Origin of the sequence: Kitasatospora sp. NPDC057738 (genome assembly GCF_042798815.1) — a bacterium.
GTDB classification, from domain to species: domain Bacteria; phylum Actinomycetota; class Actinomycetes; order Streptomycetales; family Streptomycetaceae; genus Kitasatospora; species Kitasatospora lactacystinica.
The window spans coordinates 9,938-31,301 of the sequence record NZ_JBHVJT010000101.1; the positions used below are offsets into that span (position 1 = coordinate 9,938).

Below are 21,364 nucleotides of genomic sequence, written 5' to 3' on the forward strand. Positions count from 1 at the left end.
AGAGAAGAGGTGGTTGAAAAAAAAAAAAAAAAAAAAAAAAAAAAAAAAAAAAAAGAAAAACAACAAAAAAAAAAAAAAACACCCCCCCTTTTCTCCCCCCCCCCCCCCCCCCTCCCCTCCCCCCCCCCCCCTCTCCACTGTCCTCCTCACCGTCCGAGAGTCCGAAAGGCCAGGGAATGCGTATCGCGCTCGTCTCCATGCCGTGGCAGGCCCTGGAGATGCCGTCGCTCCAGGTCGGTCTCCTGCACGCACTCGTCGCCCGGGAACGGCCGGCCGACGAGGTCGCCGAGTACCACGGGTGGCTGCGCTGGGCCGAGTTCCTGCTGGAGCACAGCGACGGCGAACTGACGCCCACGGAGTACATGACCGTCGCCGACGACCAGGTGTTCGACGGCTTCGGCGACTGGGTCTTCTCCGGCAGCCTCTACGACGACGACCAGTGGGGCACCGAGCAGCTCACCGCCTACGCGGCCCGCACCGGATCGTCGATCGACAGCCTGCTGCGGATGCGCCCGCACGCCGCGCGGTTCATCGCCGAGGCCGCCCGGGAGGTGCTCGCCACCGACCCCGACGTGGTCGGCATGACCACCACCTTCCTGCAGAACGTGCCCTCGCTCGCCCTCGCCCGGGAGATCAAGCGCCTGCGGCCCGAGGTCGTCACCGTGCTGGGCGGCAGCAACTGCGACAGCGTCATGGGCCACGCCCTGCACCGCAACCACCCCTTCCTGGACCACGTCGTGCGCGGGGAGGCCGAGAAGACCTTCCCGGCGCTGCTCGCCCACATCGAGCGCGGCACGGCCCCCGCGGACGTCCCCGGGGTCTGCTGGTGGGACGGCGGCACCTCGCGTGCCAACCGGGAGGCCCGCGGCACCGTCCCGATCGGACTGCTGCCCAGCCCCGACTTCGACGCCTGGCAGGAGTCCTTCGACTCCTCCCCGGTGGCCGAGTTCGTCGAGCCCAAGCTCGTGGTGGAGGGTGCCCGCGGCTGCTGGTGGGGCGAGAAGCACCACTGCACCTTCTGCGGGCTCAACGGCAGCCTGATGGAGTTCCGTTCGAAGAACGGCGAGCAGCTCTGGTCCGAGATCGAACGGCTCGTCCAGCGGCACAAGTTGCTCGATGTCATCACGGTCGACAACATCATCAGCATGGACTACTTCCGTGACTTCCTGCCACGGGCCGCCGACAGCGGGTGGGACCTGCGCATCCACTACGAGGTGAAGTCGAACCTCAGCCAGGACCAGATCGCCCTGCTGGGCCGCGCCCGGGTCACCCACGTCCAGCCCGGCATCGAGAGCCTGAACAGCCGGGTGCTCGGTCTGATGGACAAGGGGGTCACCGGCGCCCGCAACGTCCGTACCATGCGGGAGTGCGAGAACCACGCGCTCACCTGCGTCTGGAACTACCTCTACGGGTTCCCGGGCGAACGCGACGAGGACTACACGGAGATCATCGACCAGATGCCCGCCCTGCGCCACCTCCAGCCCCCGGGCGGTGCCACCCGCATAGCGCTGGAGCGGTTCAGCCCGCACTTCACCAACCCCGCGCTGGGCTTCACCGAGCGCCGCCCCGCCGACATCTACCAGCACGTCTACCAGCTGCCGCGGGAGGAACTGGAGGACCTGGTCTACCTGTTCGACGCCCCGGCCACCGGAATCCAGGGCGAACTGGAACGACGGCTGGCGGAGGAGATCGACCGCTGGACGGAGGCCTACCCGTCCTCCCGGCTCCTGCTCGAACCGGCCGCGGACGGCGGCGACGGCGGCGAGGAGGGGGACCTGCTCGTCCACGACGAACGCGAGGGCTGGCCGCGGCGCACCCACCGGCTGACGCACTGGCGGGCCGCCGCGTTCCGCGAGCTGGAGCACGGCCGCACCCTCCCCGCCCTGCACCGCCGCCTGGCCGAGGCCGGGTACGAGGTCCCGCTGGACACGCTCACCGACTGGGGACGCGAACTGCTCGCGCACGGACTGGTGTTCAAGGACGACGACACCCTGCTCGCGCTGCCCACCCGGGCGGTGCCGGTGCGCGCACCCGACCTGGGCACCGCCTTCCCGGCCGCCCTCCCCACCCCCGAGGAGGTGGCGTGATGCCGATCGCCAAGCCCTCCCTCGCGGCGCCGGACCTGCCGGACCTGCCGGACACGGTCCCCCACCGGCTGGACGGCCGGCTGGTCGTCCTCGCCGCGCCGGTCCCCCTCGGCGCGGGCGGGCGGCCCGCCGCCGAGGCCGTCCGGCTGCTGCGCGAGTGCCAGAGCCACGTGCTCCCGGTGCGGTGGTCCCTGGCCCCGGACGACCCGGCTCTGCGGGACCCCTCCGCCGCCGACTTCGCCCTCCACCACCTGCACCACCTGCCGCCGCCCGCCCCGCAGGATCCCGGGACGGCCGACCCCTCCGGGGCCGCGGAGGCCGGACCCGCCCTGGCCGAGTGGCGCTCCGCCTACGCGTACGGACGGTTCTACTACCGGCAGGGACCGGGCTTCCTCCAGGTCAGGGACCGCCGGGACCCGGACGCCTCGGCCCGCTTCGCGCTGGACCACCCCGACCTGGTGGCCACCTTCCGGGCCTGCCTGACCCCCACCGCCCTGGACGACCTCAGCAGTACGGGCCGTGAGGCCGTGTCCGTCCTGGCGTCCGAAGGCCTCGTGCTCGTCACGCGGGGCTGGGCGGTGACACTGCCTCCACGCATCCGCCACTGGACCGTGCCCGACACAGGAGTCTGATACATGGGATCTTCCACGGCCGAGGAGTCGTCCGTACCCGCGGAGTCCGGCCCGCCCGCGACCCCGCCCCCGGCCCCGGAATCCGTGCCGCTGCGCCGGCACCGTCCGCTGCTGCTGCTGGTCACGGAGCAGATGACCAGCTCGGTGGGACGCCAGGTCACCGCGCTGGCGCTGCCGCTGCTGGCCATCGCCCACCTGCACGCCGGCCCGCTGGGCGCCTCGGCGCTGATGGCGATGACCTACCTGCCCGGCGTCCTGCTCAGCCCCCTCATCGGCGTCGCCGTCGACCGGGCCCGGCTGCGGCGGATGCTGGTCTCGCTGTCCTGGCTGCAGGTCCCCGCCATCGGCAGCGTGCCGCTCGCGGCCGCGCTGGACGGCCTGACCTGGCCGCACCTGTTCGCCGCGGCCGCCGCCTCCGGGGCGCTGAACTCCGCCCAGAGCGTCGCGCTGCAGTCCTGTCTGCCCCGCGTGGTGCCCGCGGAACGCCTGCTGCCGGCCAACTCCTCGCTCACCGGCGCCCGGACCATCGGCCTGATCGGCGGGCCCGCGCTCGGCGGCCTCCTGATCAGCGTGATCGACCCGGCCCCGGCGCTGCTGGTCGAGTGCGCCGCCTACCTCGTCGGCGGGGCCCTGTTCCTCGCGCTGCCGACCTCCCTGAACCGGCCGGCGAACGCGGGCAGCGGCGCGCGCTCCCGCCTCGAAGCCCTGCGGGAAGGCCTGGCGGTCATCCGGCGCGAGACCCTGCTGCGCCGCCAGGCCCTGGCCGCGGCCGGACTCAACCTGGGCGGCGGGGCCGGCGGCGGCCTGTTCGTCCTGTACGCCGACCGGGAACTCCAGCTGCCCCCGTGGCAGCTCGGCGCCGTCTACGCCGCGTACGCCGTCGGGATGGGCTCCGGTGTGCTGGCCGCGACCTCCGTCACCCGTTCGCTGGGCATGGCCCGGGCCATCCGGCTGTGCGCCGTGGGCGCGGGGGCCGCCCTCTTCCTCATCCCGGCGGCCTCCCTGGGGCTGCCGTTCCCGGTCCTGGTGCTGTACCAGCTGCTGTTCGGACTGCTGGCCACCGTCTGGTCGATCGCCATGACCACGGGGCGCCAACTCGTCACCCCCGCCCACCTGCTGGGCCGCGTGAACGCCTTCCTCCAGGCCGTGCTGACCGCCACCCTGCCCGTCGGCGCCTTCGTCGGCGGGTGGCTGGCCTCCCGGGTCGGCATCGTGCCGGTGCTGGTCGGGGCGGCGGCCGTCGCCCTGGCGGGCGCGAGCAGCCTCTGGTTCCCGCGCGACATGCTCGCCGAGATCGAGCGGGCGGCGGAGCGGAAGAAGGCCTGAGCCCGCCCCCGGGTCCCGCCGGCCCCTGAGCTCCGTCGTCCCCGCACCCGTCGTCCCCGCACCACGTCCCCCGAGGAACAGGAGGCCGCATGTCCGGCGAAGCGGGAACCGTGCTGATCACCGGAGCGAGCAGCGGCATCGGAGCGGCCACCGCGCGCCGGCTCGCCGCCCGCGGGCACGACCTGGTGCTGATCGCCCGGCGCGAGGATCGCCTGAAGGCGCTGGCCGCGGAGCTGTCCGCCGACCACGGCACCGCCGCCGTCGCGGCGCCCCTGGACCTGGAGCGCACCGACGAACTGGCCGACGCGCTGACGGACGTCCTCGCGGCCCTGCCCGGCCCGCTCGCCGGCGCGGTGCTGGCGGCCGGGCACGGCCGCGGCCACGGACCGGTGCGGGAGGCCGACAGCGCGCCGTGGGAGTCCCAGCTGCGGGTCAACCTGCTCGCCCCGATGATCGTCACGCGCCTGCTCCTGCCCGAACTGGACGCCCGGGGCGGGGACCTGGTGCTGGTCGGTTCCCTGTTCGGCACCCGGCCCTCGCCCGGCTACGCGGCCTACGCCGCCACCAAGCACGGGCTGGCGGGCTTCGTCCGCTCGCTCGCCGAGGAGGAACGGCCGCCCGGCGGCTGCCGGATCTGCCTGATCTCCCCCGGCGCCACCAACACCGAGTTCGCCTCGGTCCTGTCCGGGGCCGCCGCCCCGCGCGTCCACGAGGTCACCGACTGGCCGTACCACCCGCTGCTCGCCGAGGACGTGGCGGCCGCCGTCGCGTGGGCGATGGGCCGCCCCGGCCACGCCCGGATCGCGGAGATCACCCTCGACGCCGCCGACGCCCGGTACTGAGCCGCCCCGGTACCGAGCCGCCCCCGAGCGCGCGGCCACGAGGGCAGGGCCGGCCGGGCCGGCCGGTGACGCGCTACGCCGTCCCGCCATCCGTCCGCACCTCGGGGCGGCCGGGCTCGGCCCAGCGCGTGTGGAAGCTGCCCGGACGGTCGGTGCGGCGGTAGGTGTGGGCGCCGAAGAAGTCGCGCTGCCCCTGGATCAGCGCGGCGGGCAGGTGCTCGCTGCGCAGGGTGTCGTAGAAGGCGAGCGCGGCGGAGAACGCCGGCACGGGGATGCCGTGCTGGGCCGCGCCGGCCACCACCGTGCGCCAGGCCGCCTGGGCGTCGGAGACCTCGGCCGCGAACCGCTCCTCGGCGAGCAGGCTGACCAGGTCGGGGTTGGCGGCGTGGGCGGCGCGGATCCGGTCGAGGAACGCGGCGCGGATGATGCAGCCGCCGCGCCAGATCCTCGCCACCGCCCCCAGGTCGATGTCCCAGCCGTACTCGGCCGCGGCGTCGCGGATCATGGTCCAGCCCTGGTCGTAGGCGATGACCTTCGACGCGTAGAGGGCCTGTTCGACGTCGCGGGTGAAGCGCTCGGCCTCGTGCGGGCGCAGTTCCTGCCTGGTCCCCCCGGGCAGCGGCCGGTAGGCCGCCCGCAGTTCGGCCCGGGCGGAGGCGACCCGGGCGAAGGTGGCCTGGGCGATGGCGGTGACCGGGGACCCGAGGTCCAGGGCGGTCTGCACCGTCCAGCGTCCGGTGCCCTTCTGCTCCGCGGCGTCCTGGACGATGTCGACGAAGGGCCTGCCGGTGGCGGCGTCGGTGTGGGCGAGCACCTCGGCGGTGATCTCGATCAGGTAGGAGTCGAGCCGCCCCTTGTTCCAGTTCCGGAAGGTCTCGGCGATCTCGGCCGGGGTGTACCCGCCGACCTCCCGCAGGAGGTGGTAGGCCTCGGCGATGAGCTGCATGTCGGCGTACTCGATGCCGTTGTGCACCATCTTCACGAAGTGGCCGGCCCCGTCGGTGCCGATGTGGGTGCAGCACGGATCGCCGTCCACGTGGGCGCTGATCCGCTCCAGCATCGGGCCGAGGACGGCGTAGGACTCGGCGGAGCCGCCGGGCATGACCGAGGGGCCGTGCAGCGCGCCCTCCTCCCCGCCGGAGACGCCGCTGCCGACGAAGTGGATGCCGCGTTCGCGCAGCGCCCGCTCCCGGCGGCGGGTGTCGGCGAAGTGCGCGTTGCCGCCGTCGATGATCATGTCGCCCGCTTCCAGCAGCGGGGCGAACTCCTCGATGACCTCGTCGGTGGCCTGCCCGGCCTTCACCATGATCAGGAGCCGGCGGGGCCGTTCCAGCGCGGCCACCAGCTCCTGCGGCGAGCCCGCCGGGACGAACGCTCCCTCGTGGCCGAACTCCTCGACCAGCGCCGTGGTCCGTCCCGGCGTGCGGTTGTGCACCGCGACCGTGTAGCCGTTGCGGGCGAAGTTCCGCGCCAGGTTGCGGCCCATCACCGCGAGCCCCGTCACGCCGATCTGTGCGGATGCCTCCATGGGCGGGTGCTTCCTTCCTCGGGGAGTCCCCCGGCCGGGCCCGCGGGTCCTGCGCCGCGGCCGCCGGGGCCGGCCGTACCCATGCTCACAACCCGCGCCCTCCCGCCGCGCGGGGAACTCCCCCGTTCAGGTGCCCCGGGCCCGCGGCGACGCCCGGCGTCTCAGCGGACCGCCTCGACCGGCTCCACGTCCGCCTCCGGGTCCGTCTCAGGATCCGTGTCCGGCCGGCGCACGGACATCTGCCCGGTCGGCAGGTCCCGGTGGCCGCGGATCGGGGAGCAGTAGAGGAAGAGGGCCGCCGCCGGTACGCCCGCGGTCAGGATCCACAGGGCCGGGCGCAGGCCGAGCCAGGTGCCGAGCGCGCCGCCGAGCACGGCGCCCAGCGGCATCGTGCCGTAGTTGAGGAACGCGGAGCTCGCGACGAGCCGGCCGAGCACGCCGCTCGGGCAGTAGCTCTGGACGAACCCGGACTTGAGCACATTGCCCGCCACCACGCCGATCGACACCCCGGCGTAGGCGAGGACGACCATCGTCAGCCCCCAGCCGGGGCCGGCCAGCGGGATGAGCAGGGCCAGCGCCGGCAGCACCAGCTCGAACATCAGCAGGGAGCGGCCGGTGCCCAGCCTGGCGCTGACCCGGCGCACGACGAAGGCTCCCAGCACGCCGCCGACACCGCCGACCATCGCCAGGCTGCCGATCGTCCCGGAGGACAGGCCGATCTCACGGACCAGGAAGACCACGGTGAGCGACTGGTACCCGGACAGGGCGAGGTTGGACGCCGCTCCGAAGAGCGCCAGGCTCCGCAGGAAGGGGTCGCCGAAGAGCAGCCCCAGTCCTTCCCGGATCTCCTCGGCCATGGCGCCGCGCGGTCGTTCGACCCGCTCGGGAGCGGCCTCCCGGTGCCGGATGCCGACCAGGCAGAGCGTCGCGAGCAGGAAGGTCGTCGTGTTGACCAGCATCCCGTTGGCCGCGCCCGCGAGTTGGATGAGCAGGCCGCCGCAGCCGAGCCCGACGATCTGCGCCGCGGAGGCGCTGCCCTGGAGCTTGGCGTTGCCCTCGGCCTGGTCCTCCGGCTTCACCAGCGTCGGCAGGTAGGCGGTGTACGCGGTCTGGAAGAACACCGTGGCGGCGCCCGCGAGCAGGGCCACGAGCAGGAGTTGACCGACCTTCAGCACCCCCGCCCAGGCCGCCACGGGAACGCTGGCGAAGAGCGCGAAGCAGACGATGTTGGCCCAGAACATCACCTGCCTGCGCCTCAGCCGGTCCACCCAGACCCCCACCGGCAGCCCGATGAGCAGCCACGGCACCCAGGGCGCCGCGCTCAGCAGGCTCACCTCGAAGGTGTCGGCGTGCAGGGTCGAAACGGCGATCAACGGGACGGCGAGAACCGTGACCGACTGACCGAAGCGCCCCGCGGTCTCGCCCAACCAGAGGAGCCGGAAGTCCCGGTGGCGGCGGAGCAGGCCACCACGTGTGTCATTGCCCATCGATCGCTCCAATTTCTCGAGGAAGGGAAGCCGAACCGTCCGAAACCGCCCGGCGGCCGGGCCCCCTCCCGCTCGCCGGGCAGTGCCGGGACGAGCGGGAGGGCCGTCGCGCGGCCCGTGTGCCGACCGGCACACGGGCCGCCTATCCAGCAGCTAGGACCCGTCGCGCTCGCCCGCGAGCCGGGCGGCGAGGACCGGGCCGATCTGGGCGAGCTGATCCGGCCGCGTCATTTCACCATGCCGTCCGGTCACCCGGTGCACCTCGATCCGGCCCGTGACGTGGGGCTGCCAGTCCTCGGGCCGCACCGGCGGGAACGGCTCCTCCCTGGTCGCCTCGAAGAAGAGCACATCGCCCCTGAACGTACGGGACTTGAACGAGTCCAGCACCGCGATGTTCCCGAGGAAGACCCTGGCCATGGCCTCCAGCGTGGCGTCGTCGAGCAGCGCGAACGGACCGTCCGCCGCCGCCGCGGAATCCGGGTCGTAGCCGAGCGACTCCAGGAGCGCCCGCACGGCCTCCTCGCCGCTCAGTGCCTCGGCCGACCCGGCCGGGGTCCCGGTGCCACCGGCCGGGAAGCCGTCCATCAGGGTGAGGACCTCGATCTCCTCGCCCTCCTCCTGGAGCCGGACGGCGAGTTCATGGGCCACGACCCCGCCGAACGACCACCCCAGCAGCGCGTACGGGCCCTGCGGCTGCACGGAGCGGATCAGTGCCAGGTAGTCGTCGACCATGGCGTCGAGGCTCTCCGGAACGGCCTCGGGGGCCAGCAGGCCGCGGGCCTGGAGACCGTACAGGGCACGGTCGCCGTCGAGGTGGCGGAGCAGTCCCGAGTAGACCCAGCTGATGCCGGCCGCGGGGTGCACGCAGAAGAGCGGCCGGGCCGCCGGCCCGCTGCTCCTGCGCAGCGGCAGCAGGGTGGCGAGGGCGCCGTCGCCCTGCCCCGCGTCGTCCAGCCGTCCGGCGAGGGCGGCGGCGGTGGGGGCGTCGAAGACGTCCCGGATGCCGATCTCGGCGCCGAGGGCGGTGCGGATCCGGCTGATCAGCCGGGCCGCGAGGAGCGAGTGACCGCCCAGGAGGAAGAAGTCGTCGTCGATCCCCACCGACGGCACCCCGAGGACCTCGGCGAACACCGCGCACAGGATCTCCTCCTGCGCCGACCGCGGAGCCCGCCCGCCGCCGCCCGCACCGGCGACCGGCGCCGGCAGCGCCCGCTGGTCGAGCTTGCCGTGCGACGTCATCGGCAGCGCCTCCAGCACCACGACCGCCGAGGGCAGCATGTGGCGCGGCAGCCGCCCCGCGGCGAAGCGTTGCAGCTCCTCCGGGTCGGCCTCCCGGTCGGCGACCGGCACCACGTAGCCCACCAGGCGCTGGTCCCCCGGCCGGTCCTCCCGCGCCACCACGGCGGCCTGCGCCACCGTGTCGTGCGCCTGCAGCACCGCGGCGATCTCCCCCGGCTCGATCCGGAAGCCGCGGATCTTCACCTGGTCGTCCGCCCGGCCCACGTACTCCAGGGCGCCGTCGGCCCGCCACCGCACGAGGTCGCCGGTGCGGTACATCCTCTCGCCCGGCGCCCCGAACGGATTCGCCACGAAGCGCTCGGCGGTCAGGGCCGGCCGGCCCAGGTAGCCGCGGGCCAGGAGCTCCCCCGCGATGTACAGCTCGCCGGGGACGCCCGGCGGGACCACCCGCAGCCGGTCGTCCAGGACGAACAGCCGGGTGTTGCGGATCGGCCGGCCGATGACCGGCCGCTCGTACGCGCCGATCACGGCGTTCGTGCTGTACACGGTGCACTCGGTGGGACCGTACTGGTTGTTGCCGGCGACCCCGGCCCGCCGCAGGTCCGCCCAGAGCGCCTCGTCGACCGCCTCGCCGCCGACGTCGACGATCCGGGGGCGGGAGGAGCGCTCCGCGGAGAGCATGCCCAGCTCGATCAGCTGCCGGCAGTAGGTCGGGGTCGTCTCGATGTAGTCGATCCCCTCGGCCTCGATGTAGTCGACCAGGAGTTCCGGCGTCCGGCGCGTCCCGTCGTCCACCAGGTGCAGCTCGTGGCCGTCCAGCAGCCAGAAGAGCAGCAGCCAGCTGGCGTCGAAGGTCGTCGCCCCGATCATGGCGGCGCGCAGGGGGCGGCCGGCGGAGGCGATGTCGGCCCGGTAGACGTCCTCCCGGTGGCTGTGGACGAGGTTGGCCAGCGAGTGGTGCTCGATGAGCACGCCCTTCGGCTTCCCCGTCGACCCGGAGGTGAAGATGGCGTACGCGGAGTGCTCCGGGCGCAACGGCGAGAGCCGATCGGCGTCCGACACGTCGGCGTCGGACCGGCCGGCCAGTTCGGCGCCGACCGCGGGCTCCGCCAGGTCCAGCAGCTGCGGCACGCGCCCGCCGAGGCCCGCGAACCGCGCGGCGGTCTCCCGGCCGGTGATCACGAGGGCGGGCCCGCAGTTGTCCAGCATGTACGTGACCCGCTCGACGGGGTACTCCGGGTCGACGGGGACGTAGCAGGCGCCGGCCTTCAGGATCGCCAGCAGCGAGACGATCAGGTCGGTGCCCCGCGGCAGCAGGACGGCCACGGTCTGCTCCGGTCCCACCCCGCGGTCGATCAGCAGCCGCGCCAGGCGGTTCGCCCGCGCGTTCAGCTCACGGAACGTCAGGGCCTCGCCCTGGAAGACGAGCGCGTTCGCGTCCGGCATCCGCCGGACGCTCCCCTCGAAGATCTCCGGGACCGGCCGGGTGTCCGCCGGGACGCGCCCGGTGTCGTTCCACTCCACGAGGATCCGCCGGCGCTCGGCCGGGGTCAGGACGTCGACCGCCTCGATCGACCGGTCCGGGTCCGCGACCACGGCGGCCAGCAGCCGGAGCAGGCGGTCCGCCAGCAGGGTCATGGTGGTGCGGTCGAAGAGGTCGGTGGCGTAGTGCAGCACGGCGAGGATGCCGGCGGGCGCATTGGAGCCGTCCCGGTTCTCGACGCAGGTCAGGTTGAGGTCGAACTTGACGGGCGGCGTTCCGAAGGACTCGGGCTGCGCGGTGAGGCCCGGCAGCCGCAGGGTGCCCTCGTCGTTGTTCTGCAGAACCAGCATCACCTGGAAGAGCGGGTGCGTGGAGCTGGAACGGACGGGGTTCAGCTCCTCGACGAGCCGCTCGAACGGCAGGTCCTGGTTGGTGAACGCCGCCAGGTCGGTGTCACGGACCCGGCCCAGCAGCTCGCCGAAGGTGGGGGCATCCGACACGTCGGTCCGCAGCACCAGCGTGTTCACGAAGAACCCGACCACGTCGTCCAGGGCCTGGTCCGAACGCCCGGCGACGACCGTGCCGATCGGGATGTCCGTGCCGGCGCCCAGCCGCGACAGCAGGGCGGCCAGCGCCGCGTGCAGCACCATGAACAGGGTGACCCCGTGGCGGCGCGCCAACGCGTCCAGTTCGGCGTGCAGTTCGGTGTCGACGTGGAACTCCAGCAGCTCGCCCTCGTGCGAAGCGGCGGCGGGGCGGGGCCGGTCGAAGGGCAGAGCGACCTCCTGCGGCGAGCCCTTCAGCGCCTCCGCCCAGTAGGCGAGCTGCTGGTCCATGGTCTCGGCGAGCTGGTTGTGCTGCCAGAGGGTGTAGTCGGCGTACTGGACGGTGAGCGGCTCCCACTCCGGGGTGAGCCCGGCCAGCCGAGCCCGGTAGGCCGAGGCGATACCCGACCAGAGCGGACCGGAGGACCAACCGTCACTCGCGATGTGGTGCAAGGTCAGCACCAGGACCGATTCGTCCTCGCCGAGAGTGAACAGCGCGACCCGCAGCGGGAGTTCGGTGGCCAGGTCGAAGGTGGCGAACGCCTCGGCCGAGATCCGCTCCGCGACTTCGTCCGCCGTGCTCGGCTGGACCCGGAACGGGACCTGGGCGTCGCCGGCGGGCAGAATCAGCTGGCGGGGCTGCCCGTCGTGCGCGGGATAGATCGTGCGCAGGGCCTCGTGCCGGGCGACGACGTCGCCGATCGCGCCGCGCAGGGCCTCGACGTCCACCGTGCCGTGCAGGCGGAACGCGAAGGGGCTGTTGTAGGTGGCGGAGGCGCCTTCGAGCTGGTCCAGGAACCACAACCGCTGCTGGGCGAACGACAGCGGCAGCACCTCCGGCCGTGTTCCGGCCCGCAGCGCGGGTCGGGCCGGGCCACCGTCCTTCAGCTTCTCCACGACGCCCACGACCGTCGGGTTGCGGAACAGGTCACGGATGCCCAGCTCGGCGTTCAGGGTCGTACGGATCCGGCTGATCAACCGCGTCGCGAGAAGCGAATGACCACCCAGAGCGAAGAAGTTGTCGTCGATCCCCACCGACGGCACATCGAGGACCTCGGCGAAGAACGCGCACAGGATCTCCTCCTGCGCCGTCCGGGGACCACGATGCCCCCGCACCGCGCCCTGCCCCTCCTCGGCCTCCTCCGCCGCACCGGCCCGAGCCCGCTCCGCCCGCGCCAGGAAGTACCGCTCCTGATCAGGAGAGTCGAAGACCTCCCAGCCGGACACCGGAGCCTCCGGGTCCCCGGCCACAACAGCGAGCAAGCGCACCAACCGCTCCGCCAGCAGGGTCATGGTGGCGCGGTCGAAGAGGTCGGTGGCGTAGTGCAGCACGGCGAGGATGCCAGCGGGCGCATTGGAACCATCACGGTTCTCGACGCAGGTCAGGTTGAGGTCGAACTTCGCGGGCGGGGTCCCGAAGGACTCGGGCTGCGCGGTGAGGCCCGGCAGCCGCAGGGTGCCCTCGTCGTTGTTCTGCAGAACCAGGAGCACCTGGAACAGCGGGTGCCGGCCCAGCGAGCGGACCGGGTTCAGCTCCTCGACGAGCCGCTCGAACGGCAGATCCTGGTTGGTGAACGCCGCCAGGTCGGTGTCACGGACCCGGCCCAGCAGCTCGCCGAAGGTGGGGGCCTGCGACACGTCGGTCCGCAGCACCAGCGTGTTCACGAAGAACCCGATCACGTCGTCCAGGGCCTGGTCCGAACGCCCGGCGACGACCGTGCCGATCGGGATGTCCGTGCCGGCGCCCAGCCGCGACAGCAGAGCCGCCAGCGCGGCATGCAGCACCATGAACAGGGTGACCCCGTAGCGGCGCGCCAACGCGTCCAGTTCGGCGTGCAGTTGGGGATCGAGGTGGAACTCCAGCAGCTCGCCCTCGTGCGAGGCACTGGCGGGGCGGGGGCGGTCGAAGGGCAGAGCGACCTCCTGCGGCGAGCCCTTCAGCGCCTCCGCCCAGTAGGCGAGCTGCTGGTCCATGGTCTCGCCGAGCTGGTTGTGCTGCCACAGTGCGTAGTCCGCGTACTGGACCGCCAGCGGCTCCCAGACCGGCACGGAACCGGCCAGCCGGGCCTGGTAGGCCGACGCGATACCCGACCAGAGCGGACCGGAGGACCAACCGTCACTCGCGATGTGGTGCAGAGTCAGGACGAGGACGGACTCCCCCTCACCGAGCGTGAACAGCGCGACCCGCAGCGGGAGTTCGGCGGCCAGGTCGAAGGTCGCGAACGCCTCGGCCGAGATCCGCTCCGCCACCCCCTTCTCCGTGCACGGCTCCACCCGGAACGGCACCTCGACATCGCCGACCGGAAGAATCAGCTGCCGCGGCTGACCGCCGACCGTCGGGTAGACCGTACGCAGGGCCTCGTGCCGGCCCACCACGTCGCCGATCGCGCCGCGCAGAGCCTCGACGTCCACCGTGCCGTGCAGGCGGAACGCGAAGGGGCTGTTGTAGGTGGCGGAGGCGCCTTCGAGCTGGTCCAGGAACCACAACCGCTGCTGGGCGAACGACAGCGGCAGCACCTCCGGCCGCACGCCCGCCACCAGCGCGGGTCGGGCCGGGCCACCGTCCTTCAGCTTCTCCACGACCCCGACCACGGTCGGGTTGCGGAACAGATCACGGATGCCCAGCTCGGCGTTCAGGGTCGTACGGATCCGGCTGATCAACCGCGTCGCGAGAAGCGAATGACCGCCCAGAGCGAAGAAGTTGTCGTCGATCCCCACCGACGGAACATCGAGCACCTCGGCGAAGAACGCGCACAGGATCTCCTCCTGCGCCGTCCGGGGACCACGATGCCCCCGCACCGCACCCTGCCCCTCCTCGGCCTCCTCCGCCGCACCGACCCGCGCCCGCTCCGCCCGCGCCAGGAAGTACCGCTCCTGCTCCGGAGAATCGAAGACCTCCCACCCGGACACCGGAACCTCCGGATCCCCGGCCGCCACACCCAGCAACCGCACCAACCGCTCCGCCAGTTGGTCCGCGGTCCCCCGATCGAACAGATCGGTCGCGAACTGCAGAACAGCCGTGATACCGGCGGGCGCATTGGAACCGTCACGGTTCTCGACGCAGGTCAGGTTGAGGTCGAACTTCGCGGGCGGGGTCCCGAAGGACTCGGGCTGCGCGGTGAGACCCGGCAGCTCCAGCGACCCCTCGTCATTGTTCTGCAGGACCAGCATCACCTGGAACAGCGGGTGCCGGCCCAGCGACCGCACCGGGTTCAACTCCTCCACCAGCCGCTCGAACGGCAGATCCTGGTTGGTGAACGCCGCCAGATCCGTGTCACGGACCCGGCCCAGCAGCTCACCGAAGGACGGCTCACCCGACACATCCGTCCGCAGCACCAACGTGTTCACGAAGAACCCGACCACGTCGTCCAACGCCTGGTCCGAACGCCCCGCCACCACCGTCCCGATCGGAACATCCGTCCCCGCACCCAGCCGCGACAGCAGAGCAGCCAGCGCCGCATGCAGCACCATGAACAGAGTGACCCCGTGGCGGCGCGCCAACGCGTCCAGTTCGGCGTGCAGTTGGGCGTCGAGATGGAACTCCAGCAGCTCGCCGTCATGCGACGCGGCGGCAGGGCGGGGCCGGTCGAACGGCAAGGCCATCTCCTGCGGCAGTTCACCCAGCAGATCGCGCCAGTACGTCAGCTGCTCGTCGAGAATCTCGCCGAGCTGGTTGTGCTGCCAGAGGGTGTAGTCGGCGTACTGGACCGCCAGCGGCTCCCAGAGCGGCACGGAACCGGCCAGCCGGGCCCGGTAGGCCGAGGCGATACCCGACCAGAGCGGACCGGAGGACCAACCGTCACTCGCGATGTGGTGCAAGGTCAGGACGAGGACGGACTCTCCCTCGCCGAGCGTGAACAGCGCCACGCGGAGCGGCAGTTCGGTCGAGAGACTGAAGAGGCCGAAGGCCTCCGCATTGATCCGCTCCGCCAGCTCCTCCTCCGCGCACGGCTCGACCGTGAACGGAACCCGGGCGTCCTCGACCGGCAGAATCAGCTGCCGGGGCTGACCACCGACCGTCGGGTAGACCGTACGCAGGGCCTCGTGCCGGGCGACGACGTCGCCGATCGCGCCGCGCAGGGCCTCGACGTCCACCGTGCCGTGCAGGCGGAACGCGAAGGGACTGTTGTAGGTCGCGGAGGCGCCTTCGAGCTGGTCGAGGAACCACAACCGCTGCTGGGCGAACGACAGCGGCAGCACCTCCGGCCGTGTTCCGGCCCGCAGCGCGGGTCGGGCCGGGCCACCGTCCTTCAGCTTCTCCACGACCCCGACCACGGTCGGGTTGCGGAAGAGGTCGCGGATGCCCAGCTCGGCGTTCAGGGTCGTACGGATCCGGCTGATCAACCGCGTCGCGAGAAGCGAATGACCGCCCAGAGCAAAGAAGTTGTCGTCGATCCCCACCGACGGAACATCGAGGACCTCGGCGAAGAACGCGCATAGGATCTCCTCCTGCGCCGTCCGGGGACCACGATGCCCCCGCACAACGCCCTGCCCCTCCTCGGCCTCCTCCGCCGCACCGGCCCGAGCCCGCTCCGCCCGCGTCAGGAAGTACCGCTCCTGCTCCGGAGAATCGAAGACCTCCCAGCCGGACACCGGAGCCTCCGGATCCCCGACCGCCACACCCAGCAACCGCACCAACCGCTCCGCCAGTTGGTCCGCGGTCCCCCGATCGAACAGATCGGTCGCGAACTGCAGAACAGCCGTGATACCGGCGGGCGCATTGGAACCGTCCCGGTTCTCGACGCAGGTCAGGTTGAGATCGAACTTGACGGGCGGCGTCCCGAACGATTCGGGCGTCACGACGACATCAGGAAGCCGAAGGGTGCCCTCGTCGTTGTTCTGCAGGACCAGCATCACCTGGAACAGCGGGTGCCGGCCCAGCGAACGCACCGGGTTCAGCTCCTCCACCAGCCGCTCGAACGGCACGTCCTGGTTGGTGAACGCCGCCAGGTCGGTGTCACGGACCCGGCCCAACAGCTCGCCGAAGGTCGGCTCACCCGACACATCCGTCCGCAGCACCAGCGTGTTCACGAAGAACCCGACCACGTCGTCCAACGCCTGGTCCGAACGCCCCGCCACCACCGTCCCGATCGGGACGTTCGTGCCGGCGCCCAGACGCGACAGCAGAGCCGCCAACGCGGCATGCAGCACCATGAACAGCGTCACACCGTGCCGCCGGGCCAACCCCTCCAGCTCGGCGTGCAGTTCGGCGTCCAGCCCGAACTCCAACAGCTCGCCGTCATGCGACGCGGCGGCGGGGCGGGGCCGGTCGAACGGCAGAGCCAGCTCCTGCGGCGAGCCCTTCAACGCCTCCGCCCAGTAGGCGAGCTGCTGGTCCATGGCGTCGCCGAGCTGGTTGTGCTGCCACAGTGCGTAGTCCGCGTACTGGACGGCCAGCGGCTCCCACTCCGGGGTGAGACCGGCCAGCCGAGCCTGGTAGGCCGAGGCGATACCCGACCAGAGCGGACCGGAGGACCAACCGTCACTGGCGATGTGATGCAAGGTCAGCACCAGGACCGATTCGTCCTCGCCGAGGGTGAACAGCACCACCCGCAGCGGAAGTTCGGCGGAGAGATCGAAGGTGGCGAACGCCTCGGCGGAGATCCGCTCCGCCACCTCGTCCTCCGTGCACGGCTCGACCGTGAACGGGACGTGGGCGTCGCCGACCTGCAGAATCAGCTGGCGGGGCTGGCCGTCGACCGTCGGATAGACCGTGCGCAGGGCCTCGTGCCGGCCGACGACGTCGCCGATCGCGCCGCGCAGAGCCTCCACGTCCACCGTGCCGTGCAGGCGGAACGCGAACGGGCTGTTGTAGGTCGCGGAGGCGCCTTCGAGCTGGTCCAGGAACCACAACCGCTGCTGGGCGAACGACAGCGGCAGCACCTCCGGACGCACGCCCGCCACCAGCGCCGGACGCGCCGGACGGCCGTCCTTCAGCTTCTCCACGACACCCACGACCGTGGAGGCGTCGAACAGGTCACGGATCCCGAGCTCGGCATCGAAGGTACTGCGGATCCGGCTGATCAACCGGGCCGCGAGGAGCGAGTGGCCGCCCAGGGCGAAGAAGTCGTCATCGATGCTCACCGACGGCACCCCGAGGACCTCCGCGAAGATCGCGCACAGGATCTCCTCCTGCACGGAGCGCGGGCTCCGTCCACCCTGGTCAGCGGTGACGGCTGCGGGTGCGGGCAGGGCGCGCTGGTCCAGCTTGCCGTTCGGCGTGATCGGCAGCGCCTCCAGCACCACCAGCGCCGAGGGAACCATGTGCCGCGGCAAACGCCCCATGGCGAAGCCCCTCAGCTCATCCGGATCGACCACCTGGCCGGTGACCGGCACCACATAGCCGACCAGACGCCTGTCCCCAGGACGGTCCTCCCGCGCCACCACGGCGGCCTGCGCCACCGCCTCGTGCGCCTGCAGCACCGCCGCGATCTCCCCCGGCTCGACCCGGAACCCCCGGATCTTCACCTGGTCGTCCGCACGCCCCACATACTCCAGCACCCCGTCGGCACGCCAACGCCCCAGGTCACCCGTCCGGTACATCCGCTCGCCCGCCGCACCCAACGGACTCGCCACGAACCGCTCCGCCGTCAGCGCCGCCCGACCCACATACCCGTGCGCCAGACCGGCCCCCGCCGCATACACCTCACCGACCACCCCCGCCGGCACCGGACGCAACCACGCGTCCAACACGAACACCCGCTTGTTGCCCACCGGCCGACCCACCGGCAACGACGACGAACCCAGGTCCTCACCCAACACCGCATGGCAGGTCGTGAAACCCATACTCTCCGCCGGCCCGTACCCATTGCCCACTCGCAGCCCCGGGAACAGACCCAACACCTTCGCCACATGCGCGACCGAACCGGCCTCACCACCCGTGAACGCCGTCCGCACCCCCGCGAACGCCCCCGGATGCTCATCCACCAAATAGTTGAACAAACTCGCCGACAACTGGAGCATCGTCACACCGTGCTCCACCACCAGCCCCTCGATCACCGCGGGCTGCGGATTCTGCCCCGGCTGCAACACACACACCGCACCGTGCAACAACGCACCGAACAACTCCAGCGCGAACCCGTCCCACGACACCGGAGAGCACTGCAAAAACACCTCACCCGGACCGAACTCGCAATAATCCTGACCCAGATACGTCCCCACCAACGCCCGATGCGGCGCCACCACACCCTTCGGCCGACCCGTCGAACCCGACGTGAACATCACACACGCCACATCATCCGGACCGACCGGTACGGACGGCGCCGGGCCATCGGTCAGCTCCTCCGCCGGTTCCCAGGGCGAATCCATCCACAGCACACGCTCGGCGAGTCCCTCGACGGACTCCCGCAACCCCGAGCTCGACACCACCAGACCGACACCCGCCTCGGCCACCACCACCGCCGAACGCTCCCGAGGAAACTCCGGATCCAGCAGCGTGTAACCACCACCCGCCTTCAACACACCCAGCAACGCCACCACCAGATCCGCCCCACGCTCAAGGCAGACCCCCACCAACCCACCCCGCACCAGACCGGACTCCACCAACCGCGAAGCCATCCGATCCGACAGAACATCCAACTCCCCGTACGACAACCGGCGATCACCATCCACCACCGCCACCGCACCCGGAGCCCGCACCACCTGCTCCGCGAACAACCCCGACACCGTCCCCGCCGGAACCGCCCCCGAACCACCACCCCACCCCGACACGATCAGCTCACGCTCACCACCCACCAGCACATCCACCGACCCGACCAACCGCTCCGGATCCGCAACCATGGCAGCCAACAGCGCACCCAACCGCCGCCCCATCAGCTCAACCGTGCCGTGGTCGAACAGGTCCGCCGCGTACTGCAGCTCCGCCCGGATTCCGCCCGGCGTGCCATCGCCGGCCCGCGCCTCGGTGAAGGCGAAGTTGAGGTCGAACTTGGCCGGGGCATCGGCGAAGGTCTCCGCTTCCAGCGTGACGCCCGGGAGCTGAAGCGCCTCCTCGCTGTTGTTCTGCAGGACCAGCATCACCTGGAACAGCGGATGCACGGAGGCCGAACGGACCGGGTTCAGCTCCTCCACCAGCCGCTCGAACGGCACGTCCTGGTTGGTGAACGCCGCCAGATCCGTGTCACGGACCCGGCCCAACAACTCACCGAAGGACGGCTCACCCGACACATCCGTCCGCAGCACCAGCGTGTTCACGAAGAACCCGACCACGTCGTCCAACGCCTGGTCCGAACGCCCCGCCACCACCGTCCCGATCGGGACGTCCGTGCCGGCGCCCAGACGCGACAGCAGAGCCGCCAACGCCGCATGCAGCACCATGAACAGCGTCACCCCGTGCCGACGCGCCAACCCCTCCAGCTCGGCATGCAGTTCGGCATCCAGCCCGAACTCCACCCGACCACCCGCACGCGACACCACCCCCGACCGAGGCCGGTCCAACGGCAACGCCACCTCCTGCGGCGAATCCCGCAGCACCTCCGACCAGTACGCCAACTGCTCACCCACGACCTCACCCAGCAGGTCGTGCTGCCACAGCGAGTAGTCCGCGTACTGAACGGCCAACGGCTCCCACTCCGGCGCCAGCCCCGCCAACCGCGCCCGATAGGCCGACGCCACCCCCTCCCACAACGGCCTCATCGACCAACCATCAATAGCGATGTGATGTGAGGTCAGCGACAGAACGGACTCACCCTCACCGTCGCCGAGCGTGAACAGCACCAGCCGCAAAGGAAGTTCGGTGGAAAGATCGAACGGCGTGAACGCAGCCGTGCGCATCTCCTCGTGCAGCGCATCACGTCCGCACTCCACGACCGTGAACGGGACGTGGGCGTCGTCGGCGGGCAGCACCAGCTGGCGGGGCTGACCGTCGACCGCCGGGTAGACCGTGCGCAGGACCTCGTGCCGGCCCACCACGTCACCGATCGCCGCACGCAGAGCCTCGATGTCCACCGTGCCGTGCAGCCGGAACGCGAAGTGACTGTTGTAGGCCGCCGACGCTCCCTCCAACTGGTCGAGGAACCACAACCGCTGCTGGGCGAACGACAGCGGCAGCACCTCCGGCCGCACGCCCGCCACCAGCGCCGGACGCGCCGGACGCCCCTCCTTCAGCTTCTCCACGACACCCACGACCGTGGAGGCGTCGAACAGGTCACGGATCCCGAGCTCGGCATCGAAGGTACTGCGGATCCGGCTGATCAACCGGGCCGCGAGGAGCGAGTGGCCGCCCAGGGCGAAGAAGTCGTCATCGATGCTCACCGACGGCACCCCGAGGACCTCCGCGAAGATCGCGCACAGGATCTCCTCCTGCACGGAGCGCGGGCTCCGTCCACCCTGGTCAGCGGTGACGGCTGCGGGTGCGGGCAGGGCGCGCTGGTCCAGCTTGCCGTTCGGCGTGATCGGCAGCGCCTCCAGCACCACCAGCGCCGAGGGGACCATGTGCCGCGGCAGACGCCCCGTGGCGAAACGCCTCAGCTCATCAACCTCGACCTCCCGGCCGGTGACCGGCACCACATAGCCGACCAGACGCCTGTCCCCAGGACGGTCCTCCCGCGCCACCACGGCGGCCTGCGCCACAGCCTCGTGCGCCTGCAGCACCGCCGCGATCTCCCCCGGCTCGACCCGGAACCCCCGGATCTTCACCTGGTCGTCCGCACGCCCCACATACTCCAGCACCCCGTCGGCACGCCAACGCCCCAGGTCACCCGTCCGGTACATCCGCTCGCCCGCCGCACCCAACGGACTCGCCACGAACCGCTCCGCCGTCAGACCCGCCCGACCCACATACCCGTGCGCCAGACCGGCCCCCGCCGCATACACCTCACCGACCACCCCCGCCGGCACCGGACGCAACCACGCGTCCAACACGAACACCCGCTTGTTGCCCACCGGCCGCCCCACCGGCAACGACGACCCCGCCAGGTCCTCACCCAACACCGCATGGCAGGTCGTGAAACCCATACTCTCCGCCGGCCCGTACCCATTGCCCACCCGCAGCCCCGGGAACAGACCCAGCACCTTCGCCACATGCGCGACCGAACCGGCCTCACCACCCGTGAACGCCGTCCGCACCCCCGCGAACGCCCCCGGATGCTCATCCACCAAGAAGTTGAACAAACTCGCCGACAACTGGAGCATCGTCACACCGTGCTCCACCACCAGCCCCTCGATCACCGCGGGCTGCGGATTCTGCCCCGGCTGC

At 71.6% G+C, this 21,364-nt stretch carries 7 protein-coding genes; 4 read left to right on the forward strand and 3 right to left on the reverse strand.

The window, feature by feature from the left end; genetic code table 11:
- Window positions 1–176: 176 nt before the first annotated feature.
- The 4 genes from ACFVGO_RS36035 to ACFVGO_RS36050 all read left to right on the forward strand — a co-directional run bounded on the left by ACFVGO_RS36035 (window position 177) and on the right by ACFVGO_RS36050 (window position 4,887).
- Window positions 177–2,087 carry a RiPP maturation radical SAM C-methyltransferase gene (locus ACFVGO_RS36035; RefSeq protein ID WP_380358155.1) on the forward strand — a complete coding sequence of 637 codons (1,911 nt, stop codon included), beginning with the start codon at window positions 177–179 and terminating at the stop codon, window positions 2,085–2,087.
- On the forward strand, window positions 2,087–2,719 hold the full coding sequence (locus ACFVGO_RS36040) for a DUF5825 family protein (RefSeq protein WP_359912544.1): 633 nt from the start codon (window positions 2,087–2,089) through the stop codon (window positions 2,717–2,719). Before ACFVGO_RS36035 ends, ACFVGO_RS36040 begins: the two co-directional genes overlap by 1 nt.
- Window positions 2,720–2,722: 3 nt before the next feature.
- Window positions 2,723–4,045, forward strand: a complete 1,323-nt coding sequence (locus ACFVGO_RS36045; RefSeq protein ID WP_359912541.1) for an MFS transporter — start codon at window positions 2,723–2,725, stop codon at window positions 4,043–4,045.
- 89 nt (window positions 4,046–4,134) lie between these two features.
- Entirely contained in the window at window positions 4,135–4,887 is a 753-nt protein-coding gene (locus tag ACFVGO_RS36050) for an SDR family oxidoreductase (protein ID WP_380358161.1), read from the forward strand.
- A gap of 73 nt (window positions 4,888–4,960) precedes the next feature.
- Here ACFVGO_RS36050 and gndA read toward each other — a convergent pair whose 3' ends face one another.
- From gndA to ACFVGO_RS36065, 3 genes are all read right to left on the reverse strand, one after another.
- Window positions 4,961–6,415 carry an NADP-dependent phosphogluconate dehydrogenase gene (gene gndA / locus ACFVGO_RS36055; RefSeq protein ID WP_380636343.1) on the reverse strand — a complete coding sequence of 485 codons (1,455 nt, stop codon included), beginning with the start codon at window positions 6,413–6,415 and terminating at the stop codon, window positions 4,961–4,963.
- Window positions 6,416–6,576: 161 nt separating this feature from the next.
- Window positions 6,577–7,902, reverse strand: a complete 1,326-nt coding sequence (locus ACFVGO_RS36060) for an MFS transporter (protein WP_380636345.1) — start codon at window positions 7,900–7,902, stop codon at window positions 6,577–6,579.
- 153 nt (window positions 7,903–8,055) lie between these two features.
- On the reverse strand, window positions 8,056–21,336 hold the full coding sequence (locus ACFVGO_RS36065) for an amino acid adenylation domain-containing protein (protein WP_380636346.1): 13,281 nt from the start codon (window positions 21,334–21,336) through the stop codon (window positions 8,056–8,058).
- Between the last annotated feature and the right edge of the window lie 28 nt (window positions 21,337–21,364).

Excerpts from the sequence above, each read along its gene's own strand:
- gndA (WP_380636343.1), bottom strand. The coding sequence starts at position 6,415 with ATGGAGGCATCCGCACAGATCGGCGTGACGGGGCTCGCGGTGATGGGC.
- ACFVGO_RS36050 (WP_380358161.1), top strand. The coding sequence starts at position 4,135 with ATGTCCGGCGAAGCGGGAACCGTGCTGATCACCGGAGCGAGCAGCGGC.
- ACFVGO_RS36060 (WP_380636345.1), bottom strand. The coding sequence starts at position 7,902 with ATGGGCAATGACACACGTGGTGGCCTGCTCCGCCGCCACCGGGACTTC.
- ACFVGO_RS36035 (WP_380358155.1), top strand. The coding sequence starts at position 177 with ATGCGTATCGCGCTCGTCTCCATGCCGTGGCAGGCCCTGGAGATGCCG.
- ACFVGO_RS36045 (WP_359912541.1), top strand. The coding sequence starts at position 2,723 with ATGGGATCTTCCACGGCCGAGGAGTCGTCCGTACCCGCGGAGTCCGGC.
- ACFVGO_RS36040 (WP_359912544.1), top strand. The coding sequence starts at position 2,087 with ATGCCGATCGCCAAGCCCTCCCTCGCGGCGCCGGACCTGCCGGACCTG.